This window comes from Serratia sp. CY55921 (assembly GCF_052167655.1).
Classification (GTDB): Bacteria; Pseudomonadota; Gammaproteobacteria; order Enterobacterales; family Enterobacteriaceae; genus Serratia; species Serratia ureilytica.
The window spans coordinates 1,007,643-1,021,447 of the sequence record NZ_JBJNMU010000001.1 but is presented as its reverse complement, the minus strand read 5'-3'; the positions used below and the strand labels follow the sequence as shown (position 1 = coordinate 1,021,447).

Annotated in this window: 12 protein-coding genes; 6 read left to right on the top strand and 6 right to left on the bottom strand. The window is 58.1% G+C overall.

What is annotated here, in order from left to right; all coding sequences use genetic code 11:
• Nucleotides 1–17: 17 nt before the first annotated feature.
• The 3 genes from ACJ8M3_RS04890 (at nucleotide 18) to ACJ8M3_RS04880 (ending at nucleotide 2,313) form a co-directional block, all read left to right on the top strand.
• On the top strand, nucleotides 18–827 hold the full coding sequence (locus ACJ8M3_RS04890) for a hypothetical protein (RefSeq protein ID WP_223524914.1): 810 nt from the start codon (nucleotides 18–20) through the stop codon (nucleotides 825–827).
• Nucleotides 779–1,870 (top strand): hypothetical protein, encoded by a 1,092-nt coding sequence (locus ACJ8M3_RS04885; RefSeq protein ID WP_089197105.1) that lies wholly within the window; start codon nucleotides 779–781, stop codon nucleotides 1,868–1,870. Before ACJ8M3_RS04890 ends, ACJ8M3_RS04885 begins: the two co-directional genes overlap by 49 nt.
• Nucleotides 1,871–2,064: 194 nt before the next feature.
• Nucleotides 2,065–2,313 (top strand): hypothetical protein, encoded by a 249-nt coding sequence (locus tag ACJ8M3_RS04880; RefSeq protein ID WP_004930507.1) that lies wholly within the window; start codon nucleotides 2,065–2,067, stop codon nucleotides 2,311–2,313.
• Nucleotides 2,314–2,471: 158 nt separating this feature from the next.
• On the opposite strand, the gene ACJ8M3_RS04875 is transcribed toward ACJ8M3_RS04880, so the two are convergent.
• Entirely contained in the window at nucleotides 2,472–4,106 is a 1,635-nt protein-coding gene (locus ACJ8M3_RS04875) for a peptide ABC transporter substrate-binding protein (RefSeq protein WP_069100752.1), read from the bottom strand.
• A gap of 158 nt (nucleotides 4,107–4,264) precedes the next feature.
• A complete protein-coding gene (locus tag ACJ8M3_RS04870) occupies nucleotides 4,265–4,615 on the bottom strand; it encodes a hypothetical protein (RefSeq protein ID WP_015378006.1) in 351 nt (116 codons plus the stop codon).
• Nucleotides 4,616–4,821: 206 nt separating this feature from the next.
• Between ACJ8M3_RS04870 and mpaA the strand changes: the two genes are divergently transcribed.
• Entirely contained in the window at nucleotides 4,822–5,529 is a 708-nt protein-coding gene (gene mpaA / locus ACJ8M3_RS04865; protein ID WP_033643228.1) for a murein tripeptide amidase MpaA, read from the top strand.
• Between the two features lie 3 nt (nucleotides 5,530–5,532).
• On the opposite strand, the gene ycjG is transcribed toward mpaA, so the two are convergent.
• Nucleotides 5,533–6,507 carry an L-Ala-D/L-Glu epimerase gene (gene ycjG, locus ACJ8M3_RS04860; protein WP_197788261.1) on the bottom strand — a complete coding sequence of 325 codons (975 nt, stop codon included), beginning with the start codon at nucleotides 6,505–6,507 and terminating at the stop codon, nucleotides 5,533–5,535.
• A 225-nt stretch (nucleotides 6,508–6,732) separates the two neighbouring features.
• On the opposite strand from ycjG, the gene tpx reads away from it, so the two are divergent.
• Nucleotides 6,733–7,236, top strand: coding sequence for a thiol peroxidase (gene tpx, locus ACJ8M3_RS04855; protein ID WP_004930536.1), 504 nt, complete (start codon nucleotides 6,733–6,735; stop codon nucleotides 7,234–7,236).
• Nucleotides 7,237–7,292: 56 nt separating this feature from the next.
• On the opposite strand, the gene tyrR is transcribed toward tpx, so the two are convergent.
• The 3 genes from tyrR to ACJ8M3_RS04840 form a co-directional block, all read right to left on the bottom strand.
• The gene (gene tyrR / locus ACJ8M3_RS04850) at nucleotides 7,293–8,864 is read right to left on the bottom strand and encodes a transcriptional regulator TyrR (RefSeq protein WP_033643230.1); all 1,572 of its coding nucleotides are present in this window, start codon (nucleotides 8,862–8,864) and stop codon (nucleotides 7,293–7,295) included.
• A gap of 313 nt (nucleotides 8,865–9,177) precedes the next feature.
• Nucleotides 9,178–10,239 carry a YcjF family protein gene (locus ACJ8M3_RS04845; RefSeq protein WP_033650280.1) on the bottom strand — a complete coding sequence of 354 codons (1,062 nt, stop codon included), beginning with the start codon at nucleotides 10,237–10,239 and terminating at the stop codon, nucleotides 9,178–9,180.
• Nucleotides 10,236–11,633, bottom strand: coding sequence for a YcjX family protein (locus ACJ8M3_RS04840; protein WP_442514612.1), 1,398 nt, complete (start codon nucleotides 11,631–11,633; stop codon nucleotides 10,236–10,238). Before ACJ8M3_RS04840 ends, ACJ8M3_RS04845 begins: the two co-directional genes overlap by 4 nt.
• Before the next feature lie 308 nt (nucleotides 11,634–11,941).
• Here ACJ8M3_RS04840 and ACJ8M3_RS04835 point away from each other — a divergent pair, with 308 nt between their 5' ends.
• Nucleotides 11,942–13,789, top strand: a complete 1,848-nt coding sequence (locus ACJ8M3_RS04835) for a hypothetical protein (RefSeq protein WP_103101519.1) — start codon at nucleotides 11,942–11,944, stop codon at nucleotides 13,787–13,789.
• The last annotated feature ends 16 nt before the right edge of the window (nucleotides 13,790–13,805 follow it).

Genomic DNA, 13,805 nt, shown 5'->3' with positions numbered 1-13,805 from the left:
AGTCTAGCGTTAACGCCTTGGAGATCAAAGACCAAGCTGTAACGCCAGTTTTCATGTTGTCCCATAAGCGTGGTCTATACTTCTGCTGCCAGGAACGCAAGACAGCCCGAGAGGAAACTCGCATGTTACAAATCAGCACCGCAGATATCTTGAAAATCGTCCTACCGACCGTCATTACGCTGTTTATCGCCGTGGTCAAAACGCCTTTTCGCATTCGGCGGGAAAACCACGATAAGCTGTTAAACCTGCTCGAATCCGTCGAGAAGCCCCAAAGCGCCCCCATACGTCTGTTGCGGTTTCGCGACTATATCGGCAACCGCAGCGCCGGCCTTGTTGCGCTGCAGCTGCTGCTGGCATTGCCGGATAGCGTAGCGGCGCTGGAACGCTATCGTTTCACCGGTGGCCGTCAGCAAATCTTGCGCGCCACGCCCGCAGGCTTCGTTTTGCGGCCAAGCGCCAATAACGCGTTCAAGCGTTTCTTGCTTTCCTGTCGCTATTTCTTGCTGTATTTGGTGTTCGTTACGTTGCTGGTGCTGTTCCCTGCGTTGACTCAATGGGGACTGCAGCAGTTAGGGGTATTGATTACGCCCTATTCACTCCGCTATCTGCCTAATGCGCGCATCACCGACGGCTGGCAGCTGCTGTTCCCCGGTTTATTATTTATTATCATTATGTTCAGCCTGGCATACCTGACCTTCAGGCAGCTGGCACGCGCGGGCAACCTCAGTTCGGAACGCGCCTTTTATCGCTACTATCAACGAGCGCGTGAGGAACAACGATGCCGGGAAGTCCTGAGACAACTGCGCGCTGCGCTGCGCCGAACCTGACGAGAATGCGCCGCCTGCGTTGCATCGCAATGGCCGCCCTGCTGCTGTTCGCCCAATCGGCTCGTGCAGAGCCGGTGTTAGAACGCCTCGCCACGCCCTATCACGCGCCGACGGCGGCGGGTTCACTGCCTTATTTTGTCGCGCACGCTCACTCCCCCCAGCCGCGCACCGCGCTGGTGGTGATGCACGGCCACCCGCGCGATGTCGCCAAGACATTGCAAGCGGCGATCGACGCCGCGCAGGGAGCGGGAGACAACAGCTTGCTGGTCGCCCCGCTGTTCCAGGTGCCGGAGACGCTTGCCGCCCGCTGCCGTTCCGCCGGGCTACCGGCGCCGCAAGAGGGGGACGCCCTGTGGCACTGCGGCTCCTGGATCGAAGGCGGTTTGGATAATGGCGGGAAAACCGGCTCGTTCAACGCCATGGATAACCTGCTGGCCGATCTGAAACGGCGCTGGCCGTCGTTGCAGTCGATCACCGTCGCCGGTTTCTCCGCCGGCGCCCAATTCGTGCAGCATTATGTCGGCTTCGCCGACCCGCCGGACGGAGTGCGCCTGCGCTATGTCGTCGCCGATCCGGGCAGCTGGCTCTATTTTGACAACCTGCGTCCCCAGCCCCTTCATCCGGAGCGCTGTGGCAGTGAAAAAAACTGTCGCTTCCGCTGGCACACGCTGGACGCCGGCCAGTGCCCACAGGCTAACCAGTGGAAATATGGTCCGGAAGCGCTTCCCGCTCACCTGCAGCGCACCGCCGACGCAGCCCGCCGGCGCTATGCGGCGGCGGATATCACCTACCTGGCCGCAGACGGTGATACCGGCACCGCGCCGGGCGCCTACTATCGCATACTCGACAAATCCTGCGCCGCCCAGCTGCAGGGTCCCTACCGGTTGCAGCGCGCCCTGGCCTATGCCGACTATGACCGGCGCTATCTGGCGCCGGAGAAGCCGCATCGGTTAACCCTCGTTCCCGGCTGCGGACACAACGTCGCCTGCGTCTTTCCCGCGCCGGCGGCCAGGCAAGCGCTGTTCTCCATTAATGCAGACTAATAATAACGGCATTGAAATAAACCATTGCCGATAAATCAGACAATATCGCCGATAAAGCGCTGGTAATACCGTTATTATTATGACTTAACATATTGCTATCAATTTTAATTCAAAATGATAATAATAAATCAACACAAAGCTGTTTCAGCGCAAATTTTAGGGGCATATACTTTTCTCACTACGAGGAGGTAGTTATGTTACGCGACCATTTAAAAATAAACGCCAGCGATACGCTGGAAAAAATCAGCAATATCCATTTGCAAAACCAGGGCCAGGAAGAGATCAGTGAGTTTGTGGTGAAAAACGCCGCCGGTCTGCAGATTGGCAAGGTCTCCGTCCACGATCGTTTCAGTACCCGTCGTTCTTATCCCACCAGCTACCGCATTACTCAGACCGATATGAGCGGCCGCGTAGTGGTGGACGCCATGCGGGACTGTCTGTAAGCGTAACCGCTCTCTGAAATAGACAATATTAATGTGATGATGGCAACCCTGTTTATTATTAAACGGGGTTTATCGCATGGAAAAATTAATTAGCCGCGTGGTTTCGCCGCCGAGAAAATAACGCCCCCGCATTGCGCGGGGGCGATAAATAAACCCATTCAGTGTTTGATGATATACATCGTTTGGCTATAGGCCACATCTTCCGGATTGGTGATCGGGTAGCCTTTTACCCACGGTTTGATCAGGCGGCCGTTGGTGTATTGGTATATCGGCGCGATTGGCGCCTGATCGGCAATGATCTGTTCCATCTTGTTGTAATCGGCGGTCACCGCCGCCGGGTTGGTTTCCCGCCCCGCCTGCGCCAGCAGCTTGTCGTAGTCCGCATTCTTGAACTTGGCGATATTGCCGCTGTGGGTGGAGGTCAGCAGCGACAGGAAGGTCGACGCCTCGTTATAGTCACCCACCCAGGAGGCGCGGATCACATCGAAATTGCCGGTATTGCGGCTGTCGATGTAGGTTTTCCACTCTTGGTTTTGCAACTTGACGTCAATCCCCAGCTTTTTCTTCCACATCGAGGCCACGGCGATGGCGATCTTCTGGTGGCTCTCCGAGGTGTTATACAGCAGCGTCAGCTTCAGCGGGTTGTTCGGGCCGTAGCCGGCCGCCTGCAGCAATGCCTTGGCCTGCGCGTCCAGCTCCGCCTGCGGCTGCTGTTGCAGCAAACTCGCCTCGGGTTTGAACCCGGCGGTGACGTCCGGCGTGAAGTGATAAGCCGGTTTTTCACCGGTGCCCAACACTTTCTCCGCGATAATCTTGCGATCGATGGCGTAGGACAAGGCCTGACGCACCCGCACGTCGTTGGTCGGCGCACGCTGGGTGTTGAACGCGTAATAATAGGTGCCGAGCTGATCCGGGGTGTACACCTGCCCCGGGATGTCTTTCAGCAGCTTCTGATACATGTTTTTCGGGAAGGATTCGGTGATGTCGATGTCACCCGCCAGGTAACGCTTGGTGGCGTTGGATTCCTGGTTGATCGGCACGAAGGTCACTTTAGTCAGCACGGTGCGCGCATGATCCCAGTAATGGTCATTAGGCGTCAGCACCAGCTTCTCGTTCACCACCCGCTCCTGCAGTTTGAACGCGCCGTTGCCCACCAGATTGCCGACCTTGGTCCAGTCATTGCCGTATTTTTCCACCACCGCCTTGTTCACCGGGAACAGGCTGAAGTTGGCCGTCAGGCTGACGAAGTACGGCACCGGCTTGTCCAACTGCACCTTGAGCGTGTAGTCATCCGGCGCCGATACGCCCAAGCGATCGGCCGGCAGTTTGCCGCTGATGATCTGCTCGGCGTTCTGGATCCCCGCCAGCTGCGCAAACCAGGCGAACGGCGACAGATTTTTCGGTTCTACCAGCCGCTGCCAGCTGTAGACGAAGTCTTTTGCCGTGACAGGGTCACCGTTTGACCAACGCGCGTCTTTACGCAGATAGAAAATATAAGTCTGATTGTCGCTGGTCTGCCAGCGGGTGGCGACGCCGGGGATCACTTTCCCGTTGGCGTCCTGATTGACCAGCCCTTCGAACAGATCGCGCGCCAGCTGAGCCTCCGGCAAGCCAACCGCTTTGATCGGATCGAGCGAGGCCGGTTCGTCTTTAATGTGGCGCACGATTTCCTGTTTGTCCGCCAGCGCGGTGCCCGGGGGAACCTGCGCCGCCATGGCGCTGCTCATACAGGCGCCGATCGCCGCCGCGCAGAGCGCCAAACGAAAACCCCGTTGCATTTTTTTTCCCGTCATTATGATTTGTCCCCCGTTAACCATCTGAATTTTTTATCATATAGCACAAGATCCATCCGGCCTAGAGCCCGCGGGCGAGAAGTTGCAAAAAGTGCGATTCAGGCGATAAAAAACCCGTGCGGCGCAGGGCGGCACGGGTGGGATTGCGGCAGCGACCGTCAGTCGTACAGGTGGATGCTGTTGATGCGGTAGCTGAACTCTTCACCCTCTTCTTCATCGAACACGGTGAAAAAGCCTTTCTCAGCCAGCGGACGGGCCGAGATATCGGTTTTTTGCAGCTGACGTGCATCCGCGTCGTCGTAGCCGTAATCGAGATAGAAGGCATCTTTCTGGTAATCGATATGCAGGGTGAACGGATAGTTCGATTCGTCCCCGCGCCCGTCGTCATTTTTCACCACGCCGAACCATTCCCCCTGACGGATCTGGTTTTCAGCGTCTACGCCGCACAGCAGCGTGATGGTGTCATTTTCATTTTCGCTATAGCTGGCGATGATTCTGGCTACTGGCATGTTAAATCCTCTTGCGGGTGATTGGCTTAGCTCTGCCGTTAGTATAACAACAGCCTCAGGCCAGGTGCGGTTTAATTGGCGTTTTCGCCGCTACCGCATCACAGATCGCGCAAACGCCGCACAATTGCGATGGGAAAGATGTCTCAAAGCGTAATACACTGAATAAAATGACAATGACTCTCGGCCTTTAACTCAGGGACAACACCATGACCGAACATCGACCGCGCAGTGAACGTGGCCAGTTGGCCGTCGCAGGAGAGAACTACGGCAGCTCGCTGCTGGGCGCGCCGCTGCTCTATTTCCCGGCGGCGGTCAGCGGCCCGGAAACCGGGCTGATCATCGCCGGCACCCACGGCGATGAGAGCGCCGCCATCGTAACCCTGTCCTGCGCGCTGCGCAGCATCGCCCCCGAACAGTTGCGCCACCACGTGGTGCTGGCGGTCAACCCCGACGGCTGTCAGCTGGGGCTGCGCGCCAATGCCAACGGCGTCGATCTGAACCGCAACTTCCCGGCCGCCAACTGGCGCTCCGGGGACACCGTCTATCGCTGGAACAGCGCGGCGCCGGTGCGCGACGTCAGGCTCTCCACCGGCGGGCGCCCCGGCTCCGAACCGGAAACCCAGGCGCTGTGTCATCTGATCCATCGCCTGAAGCCGCATTGGGTGGTGTCGTTCCATGAGCCGCTGGCCTGCATCGAAGATCCCGCCAGCTCGCGGCTCGGCGTTTGGCTGTCGCACAAGTTCGAGCTGCCGCTGGTGACCAGCGTCGGCTATGAAACGCCCGGTTCGTTCGGCAGTTGGTGCGCGGATCTGTCGCTGCCGTGCATCACCGCCGAATTCCCGCCGATCTCCGCCGATGCCGCCAGCGAGCGCTACATCGACGCCATGACCGAACTGCTGACCTACCCGAATTAATCCCTACGGGGCGAGATCGACGATCGCCCCGCATTCGAACGCCAGACCCGGTTCGACGTCCCGCGCCAGCCAGGTCGGGCCGTCCAGATCGACGAAGCGCGCCGCCGGCGCCAGCGGCAAGGCGGCGGATATCGCCCGCGACGTGCACAACATGCAGCCGAGCATGATGGCGAATCCCTGTTCGCGCGCGGCCTGCGCCAGCGCCAGCGCCTCGGTCAAGCCGCCGGTTTTGTCCAGTTTGATGTTGACCATCTGATAGCGTTGCGCCAACCGCGGCAGATCGGCGCGGGTGTGGCAGCTCTCATCGGCGCAGATCGGCAGCGGATGAATAAAGTGTTCCAATGCGGCGTCGTCACCGGCCGGCAGCGGCTGCTCCAGCATCGCTACGCCGAGATCGGCCAACAGCTGGCAGCGTGCCGCCAGCCCTTCCGCCTGCCAGGATTCATTGGCATCGACAATCAGCGTCGTCTGCGGCACCGCGGCGCGGATCGCCACCAGCCGCTCGCTGATATAGTGATCGTCGAGTTTGATCTTCAGCAGCGTGGCGCCCTGCCGCTCCAGCTCACGCGCGGCGAAGGCCATCGCTTCCGGCGTTCCGATGCTGACGGTCTGCGCCATGCGGATCTGCGCCGGCGCCGTCACGCCGCTGCGCTGCCACAGGCTCTGCCCGTGCAGACCACACTCCAAATCCCACAGCGCCGAGTCCAGCGCGTTGCGGGCCGCGCCCGCCGGCATCCGCGTCAGTAGCTGTTCGCGGGTGATGCCTTGCGCGATCGCCGGCGCCATCTCAGCCAGCTGCGTCATCACCGATTCCTCGCTCTCGCCATAGCGCGGATACGGCGTGCATTCGCCGACGCCGCGCACGCCCTGCTGTTCGATTTCGACCACCACCACCCTGGCTTCGGTGCGGCTGCCGCGCGCGATCACGAAGGCGGTGTGCAGCGGCCAGGCTTCCGGGTAAAAACGCATGTCTCTCATAACGGCTCCTGAGCGAAAACTGCGCATCCAGGCAGGCTGATGCGCCGGTGATGTTTTATAGAACAGCCTAATATATACAACTATTTAGCAAACTTTGATATCCAATCCGCCCCGCTTGTCATAAACTGGCGTCAGGGTGTGAACCTGATGTTAACAGCCGTCGCCGGCGCGCCGTTTCATCAGGTTCATACCCTTTGTATAAACACCTGTAAAAGGAATCTAGCAATGACTCAGACAGTACATTTTCAAGGCAATCCGGTCAGCGTAGCGGGCAAACTGCCACAGCAGGGCGAACAGGCCAAGGCCTTCTCGCTGGTTGCCAAAGACCTGTCAGACGTAGCGCTGAGCAGCTTCGCGGGTAAACGCAAAGTCCTGAACATCTTCCCAAGCATCGATACCGGCGTCTGCGCGACGTCGGTGCGTAAATTCAACCAGCTGGCCAGCGGCCTGGATAACACCGTGGTGCTGTGCATCTCCGCCGATCTGCCGTTCGCCCAGTCTCGTTTCTGCGGCGCGGAAGGCCTGAGCAACGTGGTCACGCTGTCCACCCTGCGCGGCGCCGAGTTCAAACAGGCGTACGGCGTTGAAATCGCCGAAGGTCCATTGGCGGGCCTGACCGCGCGTGCGGTCGTAGTGCTGGATGGCCAGGACAACGTGCTGTACAGCGAGCTGGTGAACGAAATCACCACCGAGCCGGATTACGACGCGGCGCTGGCAGCGCTGAAATAATAAAGCCGGCGAACGCCGGCTTTGGATACACGGGAAGGCGCCGCAAGGCGCCTTTTTTATTCTTCGCCCTCAGCGCCGCCTTTGCGGCTGCTCAGGCCATACTCGCGCAGCTTGTTGGCGATGGCGGTATGGGAAACGCCCAACCGCTTCGCCAGCTTGCGGGTGCTGGGATAGGTGCGATACAGGCGCGTCAGCACCGAGCGCTCGAAACGCTTGCTGATGTCGTCCAGTGAACCGTCCAGCACCTCGTCGCCCAGCGACATCTCCACCTCGAACTCCGGCAACACGATATCCTGCGGCCGCAGTTCGTAGCCTTCGGTTTGCGTCAGCGCGCGGTAGATGGCGTTTTTCAGCTGGCGCACGTTGCCCGGCCAGCCGTATTTGCTGAGGAAGCTGCCCAGATCGTTCGCCAGCTTGGGCCGCGCCACGCCCTGCTCATCGGCGAAGCGCGCCACGAACAGCTCGGTCAGCGGCATGATGTCCTGCGGGCGTTCGCGCAGCGGCGGAATGGTGATGGTCAGCACGTTGAGGCGATAATAGAGGTCTTCGCGGAATTCGCCGCGCTGCACCAGCTCGGTCAGGTTCTTCTGGGTGGCGCAGATCACGCGCACGTCGACGTGCACCTCATGCTCTTCGCCGACCCGGCGGAACGTGCCGTCATTGAGAAAACGCAACAGTTTGGTCTGCATGCGCGGCGACATTTCGCCAATCTCATCCAGCAGCACCGAACCGCCGTTGGCCTGCTCGAAGAAGCCCTTTTTGCCTTCCAGCGCGTTGGGATAAGCGCCCGGCGCATGGCCGAACAGCTCGCTCTCCACCACGTCATCCGGCAGCGCGGCGCAGTTCAGCGCCAGGAACGGCTGTTTGCCGCGCGGGCTGCGCAGGTGGCAGGCGCGAGCCAGAATATCCTTGCCGGTGCCGGTATCGCCCACGATCAGCAGCGGCGCATCGAGCATCGCCAGTTTGCGCGCCTGCTCCAGCACGTGACGCATCTTGGCGCTCACCGCGACGATGTGATCGAATTCGGTATCGTCGTTCACCGACAGATTTTGCAGTTGGCGGCCCATGCGCGCGGTGGACTTCAACATCACCACCGCGCCGACCGCAGCCGGCTGTTGTTGTTCGTCCTCCAGATAGATAGGCGTAATGTCCATCAGGAAGTCCTGGCTGCGGATCACCACCCGTTCTGAGTGCGGCGCCGTATGCTCACTCTCCAGCCAGCGGCTGAAGTTATAGCCGCCGATCAACGCCCCGGCGGTCTGGTTGCGGATCTTGTCTTCGTTCAGGCTGAACAACGCCAGCGCCGCCGGATTGGCCAGCTCGACCTTGCCCTTCATGTCGATAGAGAACACCGGCTCCGGCATCGACTCCAGCAGCGCACGCAGCGCGCGATGCTCGCGTTCGGAAGGCATAAAGCTGACGGTGCGCACGTCGGTCACGCCGGCGATGCGGCGGATCTCCGCCATCAGCGCGCGGAAAGTATCGAAGTCCAGCTGGGAGAAATTGAGGTAAATGCGGCCGATGGGATCGATCTCGATGCCACGTAAGTCAATGCTGCGCGATACCAAAAGATCGAGTAATTCTCGAGTGAGACCGAGGCGGTCTTCGCAAAATACTTCCAAACGCATCAGTGTTGGCCTTATCTCTGCAGGTGCGGGGATCGTTAGCGATGATGATACTCCCTCGCACCGGGCGGTAGAAGCGATCTGTCAGCAAAAGTTGACAGAACTCTGATTTATTGCCGTGGTTGCTGATTTTAAACGCAAGCGAATAACAGCATCGGCGTCATTTTAGCCCACAAACAGAGAGTTATCACAAACAGATTTAATTTTGCAGGTATTTATCACGCAAGCACAGGGGGATCGACTATCGTCAAGTCTCGATTACGTCCGGCGTTGGCGCCGGTGAAATAACGGCGCTGCCAGGAGCGCCGTCGCGGGGTTATTTGGCCTTGCCGTCGCTCTTTTTCAGCGTGTCTTTCAATTGGCCGATCAGCTGGCTGCGGAAATCGCCAAGCTTCGGTTTCTCCCCTTCCAGCCACGGCAGCGGGCGACACAGTTCCATCGCCTTGATGCCCAGCCGCGCGGTCAACAACCCGGCGCCGATGCCCTGCGCCGCGCGCGCCGACAGCCGCGCCGCCAGATCCTGCGACATCCAGTCCATGCCCACTTCGCGCACCAGTTCGGAGGCGCCGGCGAAGGCGATGTTGAGCAGCACCAGTCGGAACAAACGAATGCGGCTGAAGTAGCCCAGTTCGATGCCGTACAGCGCGGCGATGCGGTTAATCAAACGGATGTTGCGCCAGGCGATAAACGCCATATCCACCAACGCCAACGGGCTGACGGCAATCATCAGCGTCGATTCGGCGGCGGAGCGGCTGATTTCGCGCCGCGCTTGGTTGTCGAGCACCGGCTGCACCAGTTTGGCGTACAGCTCCACCACTTCACGGTCATTTTGGGTTTCATGCAGCGAGGCCTGCCAGCGCTGCAGCGCCGGATGCCCCTGATCCAGCCCGGCCTGGCGCGCCAGTTTCTCGCAGAATTCGCGCCCTTGCCCCAGTCCGTGGCTGTGCAACAGCTCGCGCGCCACGTCGCGCTCTTCCGCGCGCTGGCGCAGCCGATACAAACGCCGCCATTCGGTGACCACCGAACCAACGCCGGCGAACACGATCAGGCCGCCGGCCACGCCGCCACCCATGGCGATCCAGTCCTGCTGCACCCAGGCGGTATGCACCCACTGCACGCCCTGCGCCACCACGCTGACGCCGAACAGCGCCAGCCCGGCGGTGACCATTTTGCGCCACAGGCTGCGTTTCGGCTTCAGCGCAGCGTTGATGATGCCCTCGGCGCGCCCTTCTTCCTCCTCCTGCTGCAGCTCCGGCGCCGCCGGAAAGAAGCTCTCCGCCTGCTCGGCGTCGAAAGCGACGCCGGCGCGCAACGTCGGTTCCTGCGGCGGCTGCAACGGCTCGTCAAAATCGATACGCGGTTTGATCGGCTCGCTCATCGCAATTTGTCTCCCAGTAAAAATTCCATCACCGCATCCAGACGGATATGCGGCAACGGGCTGTCCACGCTCATGGCACGCGGGCGAAACTCATCGAAGTGAAATCCCTGGCTCTGCCAGAACGCCGGCCCCGGCAAACGGGCCGGCACTTCGCCGGGGAACACCGTCAGCGGCGCGCCGTCGCTGAGGCGATTGCCCTTCAGCGCCGGAATACACTGCCCCTGATGATCGACAATGCCGCTCTCGGTCGCCTGCACCGAGGCCAGGCCGACGCAATCCATGCTGATGCCTTCGAACGCCGCGTTCTGCCACGCCTCTTGCACCAGCTGTTGCAGCAACGACACCAGATTGGCGTGCTGATCGGCGGTGATGTGGTCCGCCTTGGTGGCGGCGAACATCAGTTTGTCGATGGTCGGCGAGAACAAGCGGCGAAACAGCGTGCGTTTGCCGTAATGGAAACTCTGCATCAGTTGGGTCAGCGCCAGGCGCATGTCGTTGAACGCTTGCGGGCCACTGTTGAGCGGCTGCAGGCAGTCAACCAGCACGATTTGCCGATCGAAACGGACGAAATGCTCTTTATAGAAGTTTTTGACGATCGACTGGCAGTAATAATTGAACCGAGCGCGCAGCATGCCGATATTGGTGTGTTTGTCGGCCTGCGCCAGTTTCGACTCGCCCACCGCGGCAACATCGGGCCACGGGAAAAACTGCAGCGCCGGCGCGCCGGCCATGTCGCCCGGCAGCACAAAACGGCCCGGCTGAATGAAGTGCAGACCTTCGCTTTTGCAGCGCAACAGATAATCGGTGTAGGCCTGGGCGATCGCCGCCAGGCGATTTTCGTCGGCCGGGGCCAGCGGATCGCAGGTTTTACACAGGTCAAGCCAGGGCTTGGCCCATTCGGCGCGTTCCCCCTGCAGCAGCCCGGTCATCTGCCGCGACCAGGCCAGGTAATCCTGCTCGAGCATCGGCAGATCCAGCAACCATTCGCCCGGATAATCGACGATCTCCAGGTACAGCGTGGAGGTGTCTTTGAAATGGCGCAGCAACGAGTCGTTGGAGCGGTAGCGCAGCGCCAGTCGGATTTCGCTGACGCCGCGCGTCGGCGTCGGCCAGGCCGGCGGCGCGCCGTACAGCTGCGCCAGCCCTTCGTCGTAGGTGAAACGTTGGATGCCGAGATCGCGCTGCGGGATGCGCTTGACGCCCAGCAGGCGTTCTTCGCGCACCGGTGAAAACAGCGGCATGCGCGCGCCGCTGTGCACATGCAGCAGTTGATTGACGAAGGCGGTGATAAAGGCGGTTTTGCCGCTGCGGCTCAGGCCGGTCACCGCCAGGCGCAGATGGCGATCCATTCCGCGGTTGACCAGCGAGGTTAACTCATTTTGCAGTCGTTTCATTTTGCCTGGAGTCGCATCCTTTTATTCACTAAAACATGCAGTTACACGGTAACACTTCGCTAACCACATGGCCTATGCTCACTATTATAGCCACAAGCAGAGTGAGATTTGCCACAGATGAAAATTGCCACCTTCTCAACTTAACCGACAACGCTTTGTGTAAGACATAGCCGAGCAACCTAATATCGCCCCCTATACAAAGACGAGATAGTATTACCCCCACAGGAATAATCACAATCACTCGTACTAACGATACAACCCCTTCATCAAAACGTTTATGTCAATACGAATACTAACCGGAGAATCCGATGAGCACAATTAATTTCGAGCGCGACCTGACCATTATAAATTCGATGGCAACACTTAAAAACACCCAACCAGAATATGACGGTCAACGCATAATCTTAACCGAGTATTATCAAGGAAAGGGTAAAGGTGGCGGTGTATTTACAGGACATACCAACGCGGTAAATGCCATTGACGACGGTGGCTATTCGACGCTTAAAGTCAATCAATCCCCAGCAGCGTGGTATCGTAATGACTTAACCCAGCTTTCTTTATACGACGGGGGATGTGATCTTACTCTTGACGATAATGGCCCCCTGATTCAAAACATTGCACTGATCAGAGGTGAACGCTCCGTAAAGATTCCAAGCGGCTATTGGAATATTAAAACACCGGTCGTCTTTCCAGCCAACAGTGGAATTTCCCTTTACGGTGAAAGCAGTTACAACGGTCGTGCCGTGTTCGTCTACAACGGACAAGACTTGGCAGAACAGACTGATATAACAGGGATTATAACCATCGACGCCGCTCAGGGAGAAATAACCTATAGCGGTGTCAGTTTCAGAAACTTCCAGCTAAGGGGAAATAACAAGACGATTTGCGGACTGAGTATAAAATACGCAAGCTATGTGCACGCCCAGAATGTAAGCATTCTTTACTGTCGGGGAGCCGGTCTTTATTTAGATAAGGTTCAGGATAGTTACTTCAAATTCGTCGAGGTTCAAGGCTGCGGCAGAACGTCGGGAGATTATGATAACTACCTGGACATCACTGACTTCAATAAGATGCTTCTTGCCCCCATTCATTTAACATCAACAATGCAAAATGACCACTGCAACATGTTACGATTCGAAGATTGTCAATGGGAAGCCAATTTGATAAGCCCGACTATCTATGTTAACGGTGGAATAGGACTTTGGTTTAAAAACCTACATATGGAACATCGAACCGGCCCGCTTCAAAAATTGATCGGCAACAATCCCAATGCCAGCTGTCTATTATATATGAATAATTCTGGCGAAGTTTACCTCAATGAAGTTCAGGCATCAGAGATAAAACACTTAGTCTATAGCTCTGGATACGGTGTTTTATATGCTACAAATATTAATCGAGGAGGGAATATTACTCACGCAGCATCAGGCAAAAAATTCAATGTGTTCATGAATGGGTGCTGGCTTCAGGATATGGACTTTTCATCCAGTGTAAAAGCCATGATCAGCAATTGCCGACTAGCCAGTTTGACCTGGCGATACCCTGCTTATCCAAGTACTATTTCGGACACCCACTTTTCCGGCAACGTTGCTCTGACAGAAGATGGAGCCAACCCACGTATCGATTTGGTCGACTGCCAGTATGGCAGCGTGAAAAGCAATACCAGCAATCTACGTTTCCTCGGCGGGCGTTGCTCGGGAGATTTTTACTATGTCTCACGATCGGGGGCTGGCTCGGTCATTGACGTTGACGTTGAAGGCAACACGACCATCAGCACCAGTTACGGCTGTTCATATCAGCCTGGAAAATCCAACTATACCGCAGTACGGATCGCCGACGGCCCCAAAGAGCTCGGCGGCGTAATGCGCCCCATTGGTTCCGAATGGTTCAATACTGCTGTGGCCGGTGACGAAGAAGGTGCCATCTATAGCTGGGTGAAAACGACTACCGGGTGGCGCCCCTCCAGTCGCATCAGTCGTTTCGGCACGAGCTTATCTTCCATGACGTTTGCTCAACTTCCTGCTGCGAATGTTTGCAAAGGCACCGCTATTTTTTGCACCAATACCGCAGCAAATCCATCGGCACAGGCAATCATAAGCAACGGTTCGAATTGGGTCTATTTGGCAACCCCGGGGACAAAAGTCACCGCAGCGAATTGAATGAACGATATCATGC